Here is a 15,782-nt window from a genome sequence, read left to right on the forward strand (position 1 = left end):
CCCCCGATTTCGTCCCCGGACGAAGGTGTGGCTAGTATTCACCGCGTTGTCCGGCACGAAGACCGCAAGGTCGAAGGGCCGAGAAACATGGGGCTGTGGCGCAGCTGGTAGCGCACCTGCATGGCATGCAGGGGGTCAGGGGTTCGAGTCCCCTCAGCTCCACCGAGACGGACGGCTTGCGAACCGCAAGCCGTCCGTTGCCATTTCGGCGGCGTTGTCGTCGTCCGTGTCGTGGGCGTTGGTCGCCAGGACGTCCGCCGCGGCGGGGTCGTAGAGCCGGAACGTGGGGCGGATGTCGTCGCGGTCGTGCACCACGATGCCGTCGACCAGCGCACCGTACAGGGATTTGCGGACGCTGACGTCTCCGTCGCGGATGCCGGCGACCAGGTGAGCCCGCAGGTCGTCCAGCTGCCGCTGGGTCGGCACTGCCGGCAGCGTGGGCGCCTGCAGCTGGAGTTCGAGGTCGGCGACGTGCGTGCGGAGGGCCAGGAGTTCGTCGTCGAGCTCCGCGGCCCGCGCCTCGAACCGGGCCGCGGTCAGCGAACCGCTCTCGTAGTCGTCCTGGTAGCGGTTCCGGACCCGCTGCTTGGCGGCCAGCACGGACGAGGCTGCCTGCAGCTGCTCGGTCAGGGGCGCCTGGCGCGAGTCCCGGGCGGTGAGGTGGGCCTCGATGGCCTCCTCGAACAGGGTGCTGTCGGAGTATGCGGTGAGCAGGGCCTCGGTGACGAGGTGCTCGAGGTCCTGGGCCGGGAGGGACGGGCCGGTGCACTGCTTGCTGCCGTAGCGGCGTGCGGTGCCGCAGCTGTAGTAGCGCACGACGCCGCCGGTGCGTCCGGTGCCGCTGGTGCCGACGTAGGAGCCGTCGCAGCGGCCGCAGCGGATGGTGCCGGTGAGCACGAACTCGCCGCGTCGGGTGGAAGCGGCGGCGGCGTCGGTGCTGCGCAGGTCGGCGATGGCCTGGGCCTGCTCGAACAGGTCGGGGTCGATGAGCGCTTCGTGGGCGCCCGGGTGCCAGGTCGTGAGGTGCCGGACCTCGCCGACGAAGGCTCGGTTGCGCAGCACCTTGGCGACGCTGGACTGTGACCAGCCGCGGGCGCCTGGACCGGGGACGGCGTTGTCGTTGAGACCGTTGGCGATGGCGCGGGCGCCGCGCTGCTGGTTGACGTACTCGTCGAAGATGCGGCGCACGACGCCGATGGTGGCGGGGTCGCTGGTGATGCGGCCCTCGGCGTCGACGGCGAGGCCGTAGCCGACCCGGCTGGTCAGCGGGATGCCCTTGGCGATCTTGGCGGCGTTGCCGCGCTGGATGCGGTCGATGATCATGGACCGCTCGAACTGGGCGAACATGCCGAGCATCTGCAGCAGCAGCGTGCCCAGCGGTGTGGCGGTGTCGAAGTGTTCGGTGGCGGAGTGGAACCCGACGCCGTGGCCGGCGAGGTGGTCGACGGTGTCGAGGAGGTCGATGAGGCTGCGGGACCACCGGTCGATGCGGGCGACCAGCACCAGGTCGAAGCGGCCCCGCTCGGCGTCGGCGAGGAGGCGTTGGAGCTCGGGGCGGCCGTCGACGTCCTTGGCGCTGGCACGCTCCACGTAGTCGCCGACGACCGTCCAGCCGGGCTGGCTGGCGACGTAGGGGAGGAGCCGCTGTTCCTGCGCGTCGAGGCTGAACGGCTGGTTGCCCTCGTCGGTGGACGCGCGGCGATACAGGGCGACCCGCACCGTCGGCGTCGTGGCCCCCGTGGCGGCGTCGGAGGGCGTGGCCCGGCGGGCGGCGGTGCTGGTCCGTCGGGTCGCTGGACGGGTGGTCTGTGCGGACATGGGTGGACCTCCGGGGTTCAGGCGGCTCGCGGCGCGCGGCGGCGCTTCACCGGGCGGGCGGCGTCGGTCTGCAGGGTCGCAGGCGCTGCGGACACGTCGTTGTCGCCGCGGGCCTGGGTCTCGGGGGCTGGTGGGGTCGCGGGCCGGGGTGCCGGCGAGTCGAGGGCGTCGTCGAGCTCGGGGAGGAGCGCCGCGAGGGCTCGGACGGCTTGGTCGTGGGCGGGCCCGGTCATCGCGACCGAGCTGGGGTCGCCCAGGGCGACCGGGGCCCGGCCTCGGCTGGTGGCTTGGCGTCCCTGCGCGAGGGCCGCGGTGGTCTGGTCAGCAGATCGCACGCCACCCCATGTGCCGTCGCCCGGCGCCCTGACAGTGGGGCTGATGCTGTTGCTCACGTGAGCCGGGACAGGGTGGGTCGGCGCGGCAGCCAATGGCGCCGGATGCCTGAGCCGTTCGGGCGAGCTTCTCTACGACCTGCTCGCGACATGCCCTCGCGGGGGCGCGGAGGAACCGTCGGCCGGGGCGGTCACTGGTCGATCGGCGGGATCACGATGGTGCGACGCATGAGGACGTTCTCGATCTTGGCGTAGGCGTGACAGAACCGGTCGACCAGGTCTGCCGGCCACGACGCGAGGATCTCGTCCACCCGCTGCACCGCAGCCTCCGGCTCAGGCGGCCGGGCGGCGGATTCGGCCACGTCACGTCCTTCGGGCAGGAAGTGGCGCAGGGTCGACCAGTACCCGGCGAGCACCGGGTCGGTCGGGCATCCGGCGACGACCCAGGCTTCCAGGTCGGGGTCCGGCGGCGGCCCGGGGAACTGGGTGCGGACCACATGCCGCACCAGGCCGAAGAACCCGTCGGGGTGGTTCGTGCTCCACGAGCCGACGGAACGTTCCGCGTACCAGGCGCCGCGGCTGTCGAGCAGCGTCAGATGCAGGTCGAGGGTGGGGAAGTCGCCGAACTGGTCGAGCAGGATCCGGCGCAGGCGAGCCCGGGAGATCTCGTCGAGCGCCGCTGCGGCCGGCGGCTCGCCGACCGGCTGGGGCAGGTGCCGGGCGAGGCCCCGGCGGATCACTGTCGGTGAGCCCTCCCCGCCCGTGGCGTCGGGGACAGGCCGCAGCGGGCTGCTCACCGGATGCGCCCGGTGGAGGCGAGTAGGTTGATCGACTTGATCATGCTTGCCAGCGTGCCGGCTGGTGGAGCCGACGCAGTCGTGTCCCGCGCTCCTTCCCACGGCCGTGCCCCGGCTCTCGGCCCCGGAATCGCGAACCTCAGGCAGGAGCCGCCTGCGGGATGACCTCGGTGTGTTCTTCAGGTCGTTGTTTGACACGGCAGGGGCCTCCCGCGCCGCACGCACGGCGGCGTGAGCGGCTCACCCGGCGCCGGGTGGAGGGACGTCGGCGATCTCGGCGGATGGATGGGTGGGTTGGCCGGTTGCGGTGGCCTCGGCCAATGAGCGGGCGGGAGGCTTCTCTGGAACGGGCCTTCGGTGGAGCTGGTCTCGTAGCCGGACGGCGACGTATCCGGCGGCGATCAGGATGGCGACGGCCTTGATGGCGAAGATCGCGCGCCAGTCGAGGAGCACCACGAGGAGTGAGCCCAGCGCCAGTGAGATGGCTTGGGGGGTGGTCAGCACGACCTCGACGGCCGTGGATACCCGTCCCATCACGCGCTGGGGGGTGCGTCGCTGCAGGAGAGTCATGTAGCTGACCATGACGAACGGCAGCGACACCCCCAGCACCGCAATGAAGGCCAGGACCATCGTGAGCGTCGGGGCGGCGGCGATGCCGGCCGAGCCGAGTGCCATCGCCAGCAGCCCGAGGGTGGCGGCTGCGATCTCGCCGCGCTGCTTGACCAGCCGGCTGACGACGAGTCCGCCGAGGACTGCGCCGACGCCTTGGACACTGACGAGCACGCCGGCGTAGCTGGCCGGGCGGTCGAACCCGTCGAGCAGGGCGTAGATCGCGGCCTCGCTGAACCCCAGCACCAGGAGCGTCAGGCCGAACCCGGCCAGCAGGTGCTTGAGGAGCCGGTCGGCGACCAGGTGGCGGAGGCCGACGGTGAGCTGGCTGCGCAGCGGGGTGGGGTCCGGGTCGGGACGGTGCTCTTGGACGGGAATGGTGGCGATGACCGCGGCGGCGACCAAGAATGTCGCGACGTCGATCAGCGCCACCAGCCATCCGCCGATGCCAGCGAAGAGGGCGGCGCCGAGTAGGGGGCCGAACAGGCGGAACCCCTGCTTGGTGGTCTGCAGCGACGCGTTGGCCTCGACCAGCAGATCTTCGGGCAGCAGTTCCTTGAGGAGTCCGTTCAGGGCGGCGGGGAGGACGATGAAGCTGATCCCGTACCCGAACGCGACGGCCCAGACCAGCCACACGTCGCTCGCGTCACGTACCAGCACCAGGGGTGCGACGACCGCCGCCGACGCGAGGTTGCCCCACACGAGCAGCGGCTTGCGCCGTACCCGGTCGATCCACACCCCGAGCAGCGGCGCGAACAGTGCTGGAACGACCATGAAGAAGAACGTCAGACCGGCCAGCGAGTTCGACCCGGTGAGGGTCTTCACCCACATCGACAGCACCAGGAGCATCATCGAGTCGCCCAGCATCGAGGCGGTCAGGCCTCCGAAGAGCCTCTTGAAGCGGGGCTGGGCGAACGCCCGCCTCATGGGGTCGTTTCCAGTTCGATGGGCGCACCCCAAGCCACGAACTCGCACAGGCGAGATCCTTCGGGTCGCTGGTCAGGGTCAGCGAGCCGGTCGCGGTACTTGCGGAGTAGCTCGCTGACCTCATGGTTCATAGCGGCCAGTTCCTCCGCCGTGAGCCAGGTCGCGGTCTGGGTCATGGACCTGGCGGAGTTCCACTCCGGTTCCTCTGCCGCGGCGCGGGTTAGTGAGGCGTAGAAGCGGTCCAGCCAGCGTTCCAGCATCATCCGGCTCAGCGCATCGGCGGTTGGACGCGTGCTCGGATCGGTGTCTTCGTCACCCCAGTTGAATCCGAGGTGCACGGTCCGCCATGGCCGCTGGCGACCGTGGCCACCGCCGGCTTCCTCTACGAAGCCGTGCTCGGCGAGCTTGCGCAGGTGCCACGAGCAGTTCGCGGGGTTCTCGTCCAGAAAGTCCCCGAGCGCGGTCGCGGTCAACGGACCGTGGATCGCAAGCAGTTCCAAGATGCCCACCCGCACCGGGTGGGCCAGAGCGGCCAGCTCACGGGGGTCTCGCAGGTGACGGTTCTTCGGCGTCGACACCCAACGAAGGTATCCTTTCGAAAGGAATCTTTCAATGCAGCGGACCTCCCATCTGGCGCTGACTGTGATGACCGGCGTCCGCGCGGAGTGCGGCAGGTGCGTGCGTCTGCGGTCGCGCGCTGTGCGGCATGGGCGTGCCGTCGGAAGCGTGAACAACCGCATCAGGCGCAACACCTAGGGAATGCGGTAGGCACCCTGGCGCACTCGCACCAGTGCCGCGGGCTCCTGGCGGGCGAGCTGCGACAGCGCCCGGCGCACCGAGTCGGTGCAGTACGGCACCCCGGCCGCGGCGAGCTGTTCGCGAATCTGCGCGGTGTTCACAGGCGCAGCCCCGGGGCCGTCACCGACGAGGCTGCGGACCGCCGCTAGGACGTGCCCGCGTGCCTCCGCGGCGGCTCCGCCGGCGGCCGCCGAAGCGGCGTCGGGTCGGGTGGCGCGCAGCGTGTAGCTGCCACGCCGCAGCTTCACGATCACTGCCCGCTCAGGGTCGCGGGCCTCGCGCGCCAGTGCGTGCCGCAGCCAGTCGCTGGTCCACTGGCGACCGGCCGGCCCCAGCTCGCGACGCAGGTCCTCCAGCGAGAACACCAGGTGGCCTGCCTCCGTCAGACGTTGCGCCGCGGCGCGCAGCGCCACGAGCGCCGGCCCGGGCAGTGGCGGGTTGCCCACCTTGCCGGCCGCCAGGCGATCCCGGCGAGCTGACGCGACCGATGCGAGGGGAACCGTCGCGAGCACGTGTGACGTCGTGGTTCGCAAGCCGTCGATCGCAGTCCACCGGACAGAGGGCCGGCTTCCGCAAGGGAGCCGGCCCTCTGGCATTTCCCCGGACCCGAGCCGTAGCCACGGCACCTCGCCGGCGTTGTTGGTGCTGCGGGTCGACGGTCGACCGCGCTTCGTGGACGACGGGGGTCCCGCTCGTGATCGTGCTGCCGCTCCTGGATCGGGCTCGTGTGTCGGACCTCCGGTGGCCCGCGAGGGCCGCCCTGCTGCTCGCCGTGCACCTGCTGGGCCTGCTCTGCCTGGCGTCCGCCCTCCCGATGGGCGGGATCGACCGTCTCTGGGCGGGGGAGGCGGCTCTGGCCCTGCTGGGGGTGACGATGGTGCTGGCCGGGGTGGCGGGCTACGTCGGATCGATGGCCGGCGCCGCGGTGTTCGTCGTGGTGGTGGGGTTCCTGGGCCCGCGCCTCTCGCTCGAGATCGGCCCGCGCCTCGCGTCCGCGCTCGGACCGACTCCGGACGACGTGTACATCCCGCTCTTCGGCGTGCCCGTCCTCCTGCTGCCGCTGCTGATGCTGGGCGGGATCGCGGGCGTCATGGCGCGGTGGTGGTAGCCGCTCACGGCCGGAAAGCGCGTGGGGGAGCCGTCAGCGGTCGGCGAGGGCGCGGCGCAGCGCCCGGATCACGCCGGGCGAGGAGTTGGCCCGCCAGTCGCGTTCCTTGAGCGCGTGGAACCAGATGAGGGCGCGGACCTGGGGCATGCCGGACCTGTCGAGCGCCCGACGGGTCCAGGCCGCCTTGCTGCGCCGAGGGTCGCGCGGCGCGCCGTCGTCGACCTCCGGCTCCTTGGAGGAGACCTCGCAGATCCAGACCGGCGCCGTCGGGTGCAGCGCCGTCAGGCGGTCGTACATCCGTCCGAAGATCGCGTCGAACGAGCGCCACCGTCCCCAGCCGTCGTCCTCGCCCCAGTTGAAGCCGTCGATCCCGAGCACGTCGACGTAGCGGCGGCCCGGCCAGATCTTCTCGACCGGGGTGGTTCCGGCGTAGGTGTCGGCGGACGGGTTGAAGACCCACCGGACGTTGCGCACGCCTGCCTCGCGGAAGTGGTCGACGACGTGGCGCCACGCCTGCCGGAACTCGCGGTAGGTGCCGCCCTCGGGCCGCTCACCGGACCTGGTCGGCTGGAAGGGCTGCCAGTCGCCGTTCATCTCCGGCCACGGCCGGACCCAGACCCGGTGGGGATGGGCACGCAGGGCCTCGACGATGGTGTCGAGGTAGTCGTCGTGCCGGCCGGCCGACCACTCCGCGTAGCGGGTGCCGTCCATGTGCCACGACACCAGCACCTTGCGGCGGCCGCCGTCGGCGAAGGTCCGCTCGAGCGGGCCGGGGAAGACGTCGCCGTAGCCGTAGTAGGACGACGCGATGTCGGTCCGCGAGCGCACCAGCTCCTCGAAGTCCGCGAGCCGTGACGGGTCGGCCTGCATGCCGTCGACGTACGCGCCGAAGGCCGGCGCGGCGCTCCGTGCGACCCGGTCGCGGGTCGGCGCGGCGTCCCCGGAGGGCGCGGTCGCAACCGCCGGCCGGGGTGCGACGAACGCGACCGGGAGGAGCAGGGCGGCCAGCAGGCGCAGCGCGGGACGCGGGGGCACGGCAACCTCCCGAGCGGGTGCGGGCGTGGGGCCGGTGGGGCCGGTGGGACTGTGAGACCAGTGTCACCCGTGGATGCCCGAAATGGGTGAAGACTGCAAGGAACCCTTGGCGTGTCCCGCGCCGGCACGCCACCTTGACGGTTGAGGGACTGGGTCCGGCGCAGGGGGAGTGCGGCGGGCGATGGGGCCGGTCGAGGGGACAAACTCCGTGGGGGAGTCATGCAGGGCCGTGCACGGCGGCGACCGATCCTGGTCGCCCTGATACCGGCGCACGACGAAGAGGTCGTGCTGCCCGCAGCGATCGCGTCGCTGCAACGGCAGACGCTGCTGCCCGACCAGATCGTGGTCGTCGCCGACAACTGCACCGACGCCACCGCCGCGGTCGGCCGCGGCTGCGGCGCCCGCGTCGTCGAGACCGTCCTCAACGAGCACAAGAAGGCCGGGGCCCTCAACCAGGCGCTGGCCATGATCATGCCGCGCCTCCACGACGACGACTGCGTGCTGGTGATGGACGCCGACTCGCGGCTCGACCCGGACTTCCTCGAGGCGGCCTGCCGGCTGCTGCGAGACTCGCACCAGCGGCCCGACAGCCGCGGCCCCCGCGGCCTGGGCGGCGTGGGCGGCACCTTCCGCGGCGGGCCGGGCGCCGGGCTGCTCGGCGCGTTCCAGCGCAACGAGTACGCCCGCTACGCCCGCGACGTACGACGGCTCAAGGGCAGGGCCCTGGTGCTCACCGGGACCGCCTCGGTCTTCCCCGTCCGCGTGCTGCGCGAGGTGCAGCAGGCACGCCGCGACGGCCGGCTGCCGGACCGGGCGGGTGCCGGCGAGGTGTACGACGTCAACGTCCTCACCGAGGACAACGAGCTGTCGCTGGCGCTGATGCACCTCGGCTACGGAATCCTCGCGCCGCGCGAGTGCACCCTGGAGACCGAGGTCATGACGACGTGGGGAGACCTCGCCCGGCAGCGGCTGCGGTGGAAGCGCGGGGCGCTGGAGAACATCGTCGACTACGGCCTCACCCGGGTCACCGTGGCCTACTGGGGGCGGCAGCTGATGAGCCTGCTCGGCCTGCTCGCCACGACCGGCTACCTCGGCTCGCTGGCCTACGCGGCCACGGTGGGCTTCAACATCCACCCGTTCTGGCTCGCCGCGTCGCTGGTGTTCTCGCTGGAGCGGGTGGTCACGGTCCGACGGCGGGGCTGGTCGCAGATGGCGATGGCCGCCGTCCTCGTCGTGGAGATGGTCTACGACGTCTTCCTGCAGGTGGTCCAGGGGCGAGCCTTCGCCCAGGCCCTCCTGCGCACCCAGAAGGAGTGGTGAGCGATGTACAACAGTGGGGGTGTTGCCGGCGCCGGGGCGGGGGTCGGCGGTGGCTTGGCGCTGACCGGCTTCACCGGCAGCTCGCTCTGGCTCTTCCTGACCGCCTTCGCGCTGCTGGCCCTCGGGATGGCCCTCTGGCGCACGGTGCCCCGGCGCGAGCTGTGAGCGGCTGACAGTGTGGCGGCGGCGCCTGGCGGTGGCGTGCGTCCTCGTCGGGACGGCACTGCTGCTCACGGTGCTCGTCCGGGTCGTGTCCGACGAGCACCGAGCCGCCCGGGCCCAGCTGGCCCTGGCGGCACGGGTGCCGGCCGGCGCTGCCGTTCCCTACGAGGCCGTCCCCGGCGCCCCGTTGCCCGTGCGCTCCGAGGCCGACGCCCCCGTCGCCCGGGCCGTTCCCGTCGGTGACGCGCTGGCGGTGCTCCGGATCCCGCGCCTCGGCGACGACTGGAGCTGGGTCGTCGTCGAGGGCGTCGAGGCGGACCAGCTCGCCCAGGGCGTCGGCCACTACCCCGGTACGGCGCTGCCCGGCGCGACCGGCAACGTGGGGCTCGCGGGCCACCGCCTGGGCCACGGCAGCCCCTTCCTGCAGTTCGACGACCTCGAGGTCGGCGACCGGGTCATCGTCGAGCAGGGCTCGACCACGTGGGTGTACCGGCTGACCACCCCGCCCCGTCGCGTGCCGGCCGACGCGGTGTGGGTGCTCGACCAGCGCGACCGGGCCGAGATCACGCTGACCACCTGCTGGCCGCTGTGGGGCTCTGCCGAGCGGCTCTACGTCACCGGGGAGCTCGAGCAGGTCAGGTGATCGTCATCCCGCCGTCGACCGCCAGGGTCTGCCCGGTGACGTAGCCGGCGGCGGGGGAGGCGAGCCAGACCACGGTGGCGGCGAGCTCCGTCGGGTCGCCCTTGCGTCCCATCGGGATCCGGCCCAGCTGGGAGTCGATGTACCCGTCGGGGTACTGGTCGGTCATCTCCGAGGCGAAGAAACCAGGCGCCAGCGCGTTGACCCGGATTCCCTTGCGGCCGGTCCACTGCTGGGCCAGGTCGCGGGTGAGGCCGATCAGCCCGGCCTTCGACGCGGCGTACGCCGCCTGCGGCAGGCCGGCGGTGGTCAGGCCCAGCACGGAGGAGATGTTGATGATCGACGAGCCGGGCTGCATCACCCGGCCGCACGCCTGCGCCATCCAGTAGCAGCCGTTGAGGTTGACGTCGATCACCCGGCGGAACTGCTCGGGCGTCTCCCGGGTGGCAGGCACGGCGGTGCCGACGCCGGCGTTGTTGACGAGGACGTCGACCCGGCCGAGCCCGGCGACGGCGGCGTCGACGAGCGCCTGGCACGAGTCCGGGTCGGCGACGTCCGTCGCGACCGTCACCGCGGTGCGGCCGGCCTCCCGGACCAGCGCCGCGGTCTCCTCGAGCCGGTCCGCGCGGCGGGCTCCGAGGACGACGTCGGCCCCTGCCTCGGCCAGCGCCCGGGCGAAGGCCACGCCGAGGCCGGAGGAGGCCCCGGTGACGACGGCGACCCGGCCGTCGAGCCGGAACAGGTCGAGAGCAGTCTGGGTGTGGGGCTGGGTGTCGGTCATGGCGGCGACCCTAGCCACCGGCCGCCGCCCCACGCGGGGTGCCGGGGCTCCGGCGCCTCGCGCTACCATGACCGGGTGCGCAGGATCCTGCTCCTTACCTAGCCGCGTCGACGAGCACAACGCGACGCGGCCGCCCCTCGTGCCCGAGGGGCTTTTTTGTGCCCGAGACAGCGAGCAGGTCCGACCCGAAGCGAGAGAGACGAGATGAGCGAGCAGCCCCAGCAGCAGGCCGAGCAGGCGACGTACGACGTGGTCGCCGCCCAGGACAAGTGGCGCAAGGTCTGGGACGAGCTCGACCCCTTCCGGGCGCACGACGACACCGACGCGGAGCGCAAGTACGCGCTGACGATGTTCCCGTACCCGAGCGGCGACCTGCACATGGGCCACGCGGAGGTCATGGCGCTGCACGACGTGATCGCCCGCTACTGGTGGCAGCGCGGCTTCGAGGTGCTCAACCCGATGGGCTGGGACTCCTTCGGCCTGCCGGCCGAGAACGCCGCGATCCGCAACGACGCGCACCCCGCGGACTACACCTACGGCAACATCGCCACGCAGTTCGAGTCGTTCCGCAAGTACGGCGTGAGCTTCGACTGGTCCCGCCGCTTCAACACCTCGGACCCGTCGTACTACCGGTGGACCCAGTGGCTGTTCCTGAAGTTCCACGAGAAGGGGCTGGCCTACCGGAAGAACAGCCCGGTCAACTGGTGCCCCAACGACCAGACCGTGCTGGCCAACGAGCAGGTCGTCGACGGCGCCTGCGAGCGCTGCGGCGCCGAGGTCACCAAGCGCGAGCTGACACAGTGGTACTTCCGCACCACCGCCTACGCCCAGGAGCTGCTGGACTGCCTGGACGACCTGCAGCCGACCTGGTCGGACAAGGTCGTCAACGCGCAGCGCAACTGGATCGGCCGCTCCGAGGGCGCCCACGTCGACTTCGTCGTCGAGGGCCGGGACGAGCCGCTGACCGTGTACACGACCCGTCCGGACACCCTGTTCGGCGCCACGTTCATGGTGGTCGCCGCCGACGCCGCGCTGGCGAGCGAGCTGGTGACCGACGGGCAGCGGCCGGCGCTGGAGGACTACCTGGTCGAGGTCCGCAAGGAGACCGAGATCAACCGGCTGGCCACGGACCGGCCGAAGACCGGCGTGTTCCTGGGCATCCACGCGACCAACCCGCTGACCGGTGCCCGGATCCCCGTCTGGGCGTCCGACTACGTGCTGGCCGACTACGGCACCGGCGCGATCATGGCCGTGCCCGGCCAGGACCAGCGCGACTGGGACTTCGCGAAGGCCTTCGACCTGCCGATCGTCCGGACCGTCCAGCCGCCCGAGGACTGGGAGGGCGAGGCGTACACCGGCGAGGGCCCGGCCATCAACTCCGCCAACGACGAGATCGACCTGTCCGGGATGGGCGTCGACGAGGCCAAGTCGACGACGATCGCCTACCTGGAGCGCAAGGGCCTGGGCAAGGGCACGGTCAACTTCCGGCTGCGCGACTGGCTGCTGTCGCGGCAGCGCTACTGGGGCGCGCCGATCCCGATCATCCACTGCCCGGTCGACGGCGAGGTGCCGGTCCCGGACGACCAGCTGCCCGTCGAGCTGCCCGAGCTGCGCGGCGCCGACCTGAAGCCGAAGGGGACCTCGCCGCTGGGCGCGGCGACCGAGTGGGTCAACGTCTCCTGCCCGACCTGCGGCGGTCCGGCGACCCGCGACACCGACACCATGGACACCTTCGTGGACTCGTCCTGGTACTTCTTCCGCTACGTCTCGCCGCAGGACGACACCCAGGCGTTCGACAAGGACCTGGCCAACACGTGGGGCCCGATCGACCTGTACGTCGGCGGCGACGAGCACGCCGTGCTGCACCTGCTGTACGCCCGCTTCTTCACCAAGGCGCTGCGCGACATGGGCCTGGTCGACTGGGACGAGCCGTTCTCGGCATACCTGTCGCAGGGCAAGGTCATCAACCAGGGCCGCAAGATGAGCAAGTCGCTGGGCAACGGCGTCAACCTGGGCGAGCAGCTCGACGCCTTCGGCGTGGACGCGGTCCGGCTGACGCTGGTCTTCGCCAGCCCGCCGGAGGACAACATCGACTGGGCCGACGTCTCCCCGGCCGGCTCGCTGAAGTTCCTGCAGCGGGTCTGGCGGCTGAGCGGCGACGTCACGTCCGAGCCCGGCGTCTCCTTCGCCGACGGCGACGTCGCGCTGCGCAAGGTCACCCACAAGACCGTCCACGAGGCCGCGACCCTGGTCGAGTCCCACCGCTTCAACGTCCTGGTCGCCCGGACGATGGAGCTGGTGAACGCGACCCGCAAGGCCATCGACTCCGGCTGCGGCCCGGCCGACCCGGCCGTCCGCGAGGCGACCGAGGCCGTCGCGATCCTGCTCTCGCTGGTCGCGCCGTACACCGCCGAGGAGATGTGGGAGCGGCTGGGCCACGAGCCCACCGTCGCCCGCGTCGGCTGGCCGACCGTCGAACCGGAGCTGCTGGTCGAGGACGCCGTCACCGCGGTCGTGCAGATCCAGGGCAAGGTCCGCGCCCGGCTGGAGGTCTCGCCCGACGTCAGCGAGGCCGACCTCGAGGCGCTGGCGCTGGCCGACCCGCAGGTCGTGAAGGCGATCGACGGGCGCCCGGTACGCAAGGTGATCGTGCGGGCCCCCAAGCTCGTCAACATCGTGGTCTGACGTAGGGCTGGTGACGGGCCGCTACCCTGCGCCCATGTCCTCGGGCCGGCCCGTCATCGTCACCGACTCCACGTCCACCCTCTCTGCGGAGCGGGCGGCCGAGCGCGGCATCGTCGTGGTGCCGCTGCAGGTCGTCATCGGCAACGAGGTGTACGACGAGGGGGTCGGCGGCGCCACGCCCGAGACCGTCGCCGAGGCGCTGCGGGAGTTCCGGCCGGTCAGCACGTCACGCCCGGGGCCGGAGCGGCTGCGGGAGGTCTACGAGGCCGCCGGCCGCGACGGCGCCACGGCGGTCGTGTCGATCCACCTGTCGGCGGAGATGAGCGGCACCTTCGAGTCCGCCCAGCTCGCCGCGGCGCAGGCGTCAGTGCCGGTGCTGCCGGTCGACACCAGGCAGGTCGGGGTCGCCACCGGCTTCGCCGCGCTGGCCGCTGCCGACGTCCTCGACGCCGGGGGCTCGGCCGAGGAGGCGGCGGAGGCCGCCCGCCGGCGGGCAGCCGCGTCCACGTCGCTGTTCTACGTCGACACGCTGGAGTACCTCCGGCGCGGCGGCCGGGTCGGCACGGCGGCCGCGCTCATCGGCGGCGCGCTGGCCGTCAAGCCGCTGCTGGAGATCCGGGACGGCCGGGTGGCGACCCGCGAGAAGGTGCGGACCACCACCCGGGCCCTCGCGCGGCTCGAGGAGCTCGCCGCCGAGGCCGCGGGGGAGGGGCCGGTCGACCTGTGCGTCGCCCACCTCGCCGCCGCGGACCGCGCGGCGCAGCTCACCGACCGGCTCCGGACCCGCCTCGGGGACCAGCTGGAGGGGCGCGAGCCGGTGTGCGCCGAGGTCGGCGCGGTGCTCGGCGCCCACGTCGGGCCCGGCATGCTCGCCGTCTGCGTGGCTCCCAGGCTCGACGGAGGGGAGTCCCCCTCCCGCTGAGTCCTGGCGCGTGACGCGCACCCACCGGCCGTCGAGCGGTCGGCGCGCTGCTCCTCGGCTCACGCGGTCGCCATGGTGGCCGAGGCCGCCGACGACGTGGTGCGGGGCCAGGTCCAGGCGATCCGCAGGATGAGGACGAGCAGCATTGCTTCCAGGACGACGCCGAGGCCGTAGAAGTACGTCCAGGACTCGCCCACGACGTTGAAGGCCGCGTAGGGGATCTGGATCGCGGCCACGACGAGGTTCGTGGTGCGGTTCGCCCGAGCGGGCAGCGTCATCGACAGCACGACCATGAGGATCGGGACCGCCATGAGCGCGAGGAAGATGGTCAGCAGCGCCTGGCTGACGCCGAACTCCCAGACCATGCCGGCGAGGATGCCTTCGACGACGCCGGGTTTGAAGAAGGCGATGATGTCCACGTAGGCGTAGAGGAACATGACGCCTGTCCACGCCGCGGCGAGCTTGGCCCTCACCGGGATCGGCGGATCCTCGAGTGACGTCGTCGGGTGGCGTGTGCTCATCGTGGGCCTCCGTGGTGGGTGCGAGGATCGGTGGGTCCACGATCGCGGTGTCCGCCGGCGGGCACACCCGTCCTGGGGCCGGAGCTCGCTCAGCCGATGGCATGGTCCCCGGCTCGTGCTTTCGGCTGATCCGCCGCTGGTGCGCCGACCCTGTGCCGGGTCGCTCGGGCGCCCCCGACGGGCCGCTCGCCGTCCCCAGGTCGGGGTCGGGCGCGTCCCGTCCACAAGACCGCTGAGGCGTCACCTGCCGGGGCGCCGACGCTCGTAGCGTCGCCCGCATGCCCAGCCGCCGTCGCCACCCCGACCACCAGGAGGCCGTCGCCCTTCGCCTCGCCCACCTCGGGGCCGAGCTCGACGCGGTGCGACGTGAGGCAGTGGCCGACCTCGGGGCCCCGGCTGCGGGATCGTTCGAGCCGTCGCCGGTCGTGGAGTCGCCGGTCGTGGAGTCGCCGGTCGTGGACTCGTGGCCGTCCACGATGCCACCTCCGACGCACACGCGCGTGCGGGTGCGGGTCAGTCCACCCCTGACCGGCGCGGTGCCGCAGGAGCCGGCCGAGCCAGACCCCGGGCCGGCGGTGGTGCCGCTGCCCGGCCGGCACGCCGACCGGCGTACGGCCCGACGCACGATCAGGGTTGCCGGGGCCGGCACCGGGCTGCTGCCGGAGACGCTGCGCGGCCGCTACGCGCTCGGCCCGCCGCAGCTGGCGCTGGTGGCGGTGCTCGTCGCGGTCGGGCTGGCGGTGACCACGTGGTGGGTGGTGCGCGCCGACCCGCAACCGGTGGCGGCACCTCCCGGTCCGCAGCCGGTCGCGGGGCTGGCCACCCCCGCCGCCCTGGCGGCCCCGGCCGCGCCATCCGGGACGGCCGCGACGTCGCCCGCCGCGGCAGCGGAGCAGGTCACGGTCCACGTCTCGGGGCGGGTGCGGCGGCCCGGGATCGTGGTGCTGGACGCCGGTGCCCGGGTCGTCGACGCGCTCGATGCCGCCGGTGGCGCGCGGCCCGGAGTCGACCTCGGGACGCTCAACCTGGCGCGGGTCCTCGTCGACGGCGAGCAGATCGCCGTGGGGGTGGCGACGTCCGCGGCTGCCGCCGCTGCTGGAGTTTCCCCGGACGGTGGGCCAGCGGCCGCCGCCCCGATCGTCGACCTCAACACCGCCACCGCGGAGCAGCTCGAGACGCTGCCCGAGGTCGGCCCGGTGACGGCCGAGGCGATCCTGACGTGGCGCGCCGAGAACGGCGGCTTCACGGCCGTGGAGGAGCTCCTCGAGGTCGACGGGATCGGCGAGGCCACCCTGGAGACGATCGCGCCGCACGTGACGGTGTGAGC

At 72.6% G+C, this 15,782-nt stretch carries 16 protein-coding genes and 1 tRNA gene; 8 read left to right on the plus strand and 9 right to left on the minus strand.

Going from position 1 to position 15,782, the window contains the following annotated elements; all coding sequences use genetic code 11:
• The first annotated feature begins 89 nt into the window (after window positions 1-89).
• Window positions 90-162, plus strand: a tRNA-Ala gene (locus tag ACFP2E_RS08755).
• On the opposite strand, the gene ACFP2E_RS08760 is transcribed toward ACFP2E_RS08755, so the two are convergent.
• From ACFP2E_RS08760 to ACFP2E_RS08785, 6 genes are all read right to left on the minus strand, one after another.
• Complete coding sequence (locus ACFP2E_RS08760; protein ID WP_378523249.1) at window positions 154-1,818, minus strand: recombinase family protein; 1,665 nt, start codon at window positions 1,816-1,818, stop codon at window positions 154-156. The two genes, ACFP2E_RS08755 and ACFP2E_RS08760, sit on opposite strands and share 9 nt — an antisense overlap.
• A gap of 17 nt (window positions 1,819-1,835) precedes the next feature.
• On the minus strand, window positions 1,836-2,051 hold the full coding sequence (locus ACFP2E_RS08765; protein ID WP_378523250.1) for a hypothetical protein: 216 nt from the start codon (window positions 2,049-2,051) through the stop codon (window positions 1,836-1,838).
• 290 nt (window positions 2,052-2,341) lie between these two features.
• On the minus strand, window positions 2,342-2,947 hold the full coding sequence (locus ACFP2E_RS08770; protein ID WP_378539312.1) for a hypothetical protein: 606 nt from the start codon (window positions 2,945-2,947) through the stop codon (window positions 2,342-2,344).
• A 240-nt stretch (window positions 2,948-3,187) separates the two neighbouring features.
• Window positions 3,188-4,483, minus strand: a complete 1,296-nt coding sequence (locus ACFP2E_RS08775) for an MFS transporter (RefSeq protein ID WP_378523252.1) — start codon at window positions 4,481-4,483, stop codon at window positions 3,188-3,190.
• Window positions 4,480-5,061: an ArsR/SmtB family transcription factor gene (locus ACFP2E_RS08780; protein ID WP_378523253.1), complete on the minus strand. Its 582-nt coding sequence runs from the start codon at window positions 5,059-5,061 to the stop codon at window positions 4,480-4,482. The genes ACFP2E_RS08775 and ACFP2E_RS08780 overlap by 4 nt, the downstream gene beginning before the upstream one ends.
• 174 nt (window positions 5,062-5,235) lie before the next feature.
• Window positions 5,236-5,793 carry a hypothetical protein gene (locus tag ACFP2E_RS08785; RefSeq protein ID WP_378523254.1) on the minus strand — a complete coding sequence of 186 codons (558 nt, stop codon included), beginning with the start codon at window positions 5,791-5,793 and terminating at the stop codon, window positions 5,236-5,238.
• A 215-nt stretch (window positions 5,794-6,008) separates the two neighbouring features.
• Between ACFP2E_RS08785 and ACFP2E_RS08790 the strand changes: the two genes are divergently transcribed.
• Window positions 6,009-6,389 (plus strand): hypothetical protein, encoded by a 381-nt coding sequence (locus ACFP2E_RS08790; RefSeq protein WP_378523255.1) that lies wholly within the window; start codon window positions 6,009-6,011, stop codon window positions 6,387-6,389.
• Window positions 6,390-6,422: 33 nt separating this feature from the next.
• Here ACFP2E_RS08790 and ACFP2E_RS08795 read toward each other — a convergent pair whose 3' ends face one another.
• A complete protein-coding gene (locus ACFP2E_RS08795) occupies window positions 6,423-7,424 on the minus strand; it encodes a glycoside hydrolase family 26 protein (RefSeq protein ID WP_378523256.1) in 1,002 nt (333 codons plus the stop codon).
• Window positions 7,425-7,643: 219 nt separating this feature from the next.
• Here ACFP2E_RS08795 and ACFP2E_RS08800 point away from each other — a divergent pair, with 219 nt between their 5' ends.
• The 3 genes from ACFP2E_RS08800 to ACFP2E_RS08810 are packed head-to-tail and all read left to right on the plus strand — an operon-like array spanning window position 7,644 to window position 9,549.
• On the plus strand, window positions 7,644-8,744 hold the full coding sequence (locus ACFP2E_RS08800) for a glycosyltransferase (protein WP_378523257.1): 1,101 nt from the start codon (window positions 7,644-7,646) through the stop codon (window positions 8,742-8,744).
• Window positions 8,745-8,747: 3 nt separating this feature from the next.
• Window positions 8,748-8,909: a hypothetical protein gene (locus tag ACFP2E_RS08805; RefSeq protein WP_378523258.1), complete on the plus strand. Its 162-nt coding sequence runs from the start codon at window positions 8,748-8,750 to the stop codon at window positions 8,907-8,909.
• 10 nt (window positions 8,910-8,919) lie between these two features.
• Window positions 8,920-9,549: a sortase gene (locus tag ACFP2E_RS08810; protein ID WP_378523259.1), complete on the plus strand. Its 630-nt coding sequence runs from the start codon at window positions 8,920-8,922 to the stop codon at window positions 9,547-9,549.
• On the opposite strand, the gene ACFP2E_RS08815 is transcribed toward ACFP2E_RS08810, so the two are convergent.
• A complete protein-coding gene (locus tag ACFP2E_RS08815; RefSeq protein ID WP_378523260.1) occupies window positions 9,542-10,327 on the minus strand; it encodes an SDR family NAD(P)-dependent oxidoreductase in 786 nt (261 codons plus the stop codon). The genes ACFP2E_RS08810 and ACFP2E_RS08815 overlap by 8 nt on opposite strands.
• Before the next feature lie 204 nt (window positions 10,328-10,531).
• Here ACFP2E_RS08815 and leuS point away from each other — a divergent pair, with 204 nt between their 5' ends.
• Together leuS and ACFP2E_RS08825 are read left to right on the plus strand one after the other, a co-directional pair.
• Entirely contained in the window at window positions 10,532-13,012 is a 2,481-nt protein-coding gene (leuS, locus tag ACFP2E_RS08820; protein WP_378523261.1) for a leucine--tRNA ligase, read from the plus strand.
• Between the two features lie 34 nt (window positions 13,013-13,046).
• Window positions 13,047-13,934 carry a DegV family protein gene (locus ACFP2E_RS08825; RefSeq protein ID WP_378523262.1) on the plus strand — a complete coding sequence of 296 codons (888 nt, stop codon included), beginning with the start codon at window positions 13,047-13,049 and terminating at the stop codon, window positions 13,932-13,934.
• A 59-nt stretch (window positions 13,935-13,993) separates the two neighbouring features.
• Here the strand turns inward: ACFP2E_RS08825 and ACFP2E_RS08830 are convergent, their stop codons facing one another.
• Window positions 13,994-14,455 carry a DUF6326 family protein gene (locus ACFP2E_RS08830; RefSeq protein WP_378523263.1) on the minus strand — a complete coding sequence of 154 codons (462 nt, stop codon included), beginning with the start codon at window positions 14,453-14,455 and terminating at the stop codon, window positions 13,994-13,996.
• A 278-nt stretch (window positions 14,456-14,733) separates the two neighbouring features.
• Between ACFP2E_RS08830 and ACFP2E_RS08835 the strand changes: the two genes are divergently transcribed.
• Complete coding sequence (locus ACFP2E_RS08835; RefSeq protein WP_378523264.1) at window positions 14,734-15,780, plus strand: helix-hairpin-helix domain-containing protein; 1,047 nt, start codon at window positions 14,734-14,736, stop codon at window positions 15,778-15,780.
• The last annotated feature ends 2 nt before the right edge of the window (window positions 15,781-15,782 follow it).

The organism is Nocardioides sp. GCM10027114 (assembly GCF_042659625.1).
Taxonomy (GTDB): Bacteria; Actinomycetota; Actinomycetes; order Propionibacteriales; family Nocardioidaceae; genus Nocardioides.

What these genes read in the sequence shown, in the direction of transcription:
- leuS (WP_378523261.1), top strand. Translation starts at nt 10,532, where the DNA reads ATGAGCGAGCAGCCCCAGCAGCAGGCCGAGCAGGCGACGTACGACGTG.
- ACFP2E_RS08815 (WP_378523260.1), bottom strand. Translation starts at nt 10,327, where the DNA reads ATGACCGACACCCAGCCCCACACCCAGACTGCTCTCGACCTGTTCCGG.
- ACFP2E_RS08765 (WP_378523250.1), bottom strand. Translation starts at nt 2,051, where the DNA reads ATGACCGGGCCCGCCCACGACCAAGCCGTCCGAGCCCTCGCGGCGCTC.
- ACFP2E_RS08760 (WP_378523249.1), bottom strand. Translation starts at nt 1,818, where the DNA reads ATGTCCGCACAGACCACCCGTCCAGCGACCCGACGGACCAGCACCGCC.
- ACFP2E_RS08830 (WP_378523263.1), bottom strand. Translation starts at nt 14,455, where the DNA reads ATGAGCACACGCCACCCGACGACGTCACTCGAGGATCCGCCGATCCCG.
- ACFP2E_RS08805 (WP_378523258.1), top strand. Translation starts at nt 8,748, where the DNA reads ATGTACAACAGTGGGGGTGTTGCCGGCGCCGGGGCGGGGGTCGGCGGT.
- ACFP2E_RS08825 (WP_378523262.1), top strand. Translation starts at nt 13,047, where the DNA reads ATGTCCTCGGGCCGGCCCGTCATCGTCACCGACTCCACGTCCACCCTC.
- ACFP2E_RS08835 (WP_378523264.1), top strand. Translation starts at nt 14,734, where the DNA reads ATGCCCAGCCGCCGTCGCCACCCCGACCACCAGGAGGCCGTCGCCCTT.
- ACFP2E_RS08800 (WP_378523257.1), top strand. Translation starts at nt 7,644, where the DNA reads ATGCAGGGCCGTGCACGGCGGCGACCGATCCTGGTCGCCCTGATACCG.
- ACFP2E_RS08775 (WP_378523252.1), bottom strand. Translation starts at nt 4,483, where the DNA reads ATGAGGCGGGCGTTCGCCCAGCCCCGCTTCAAGAGGCTCTTCGGAGGC.